The sequence below is a fragment of the Variovorax sp. P2_H12 genome (assembly GCF_056403395.1).
In genome coordinates this window covers 1-473 of record NZ_JBFUFO010000179.1, presented here as the reverse complement: position 1 = coordinate 473, position 473 = coordinate 1, and the positions used below count along the sequence as shown (strand labels likewise).

The window sequence follows — 473 nt, the reverse complement described above, 5'->3', positions numbered from 1 at the left end:
GTCCAGCCCCGGTCGGCGTAGAAGGACCGGGCGCGGGTGTTGTGCACGAAGACTTCCAGCCGGGCGCTGTCCACTCCGGCCTGCCGCCAGGCGTCGCCGCAGGCGGTGTGGAGCTCGGTGCCGATTCCCGTACGCCAGTGGGACGGGGAGACATGGAGCTGGGTGAGGTGCATGACGCCGTCACGTACGGCGAAGGCCGCGACGCCGGCGAGGGTCCCGTCCCGTTCGGCGCAGAGCACGGTGGCGTCCGGGCGGTCTATCGCGCGGGACCAGCCGTCGCGGCTGCGGCCGACCTCGGCGGCGCCCGCGTACTCCTCCTCCGGGAGGTGGCCCCGGTAGTAGGTGGCGCGGGCCTCGGTGTGCAGCCGGACGATGGCGTCGAGATCGTCGGGTGTGGCGGTTCTGATCATGCGGGGAGGGACGCGCGCGGATCAGCCCGTGGTTGCACCGGCTGCCGCGCACCCGCACTACGG

The 473-nt window shown here is 73.4% G+C and carries 1 protein-coding gene; it reads right to left on the bottom strand.

Going from position 1 to position 473, the window contains the following annotated elements:
• Positions 1-410 (bottom strand): N-acetyltransferase family protein (locus tag AC1DYK_RS35705; protein ID WP_478170569.1); only part of this gene is annotated, 410 nt, incomplete at its 3' end.
• Between the last annotated feature and the right edge of the window lie 63 nt (positions 411-473).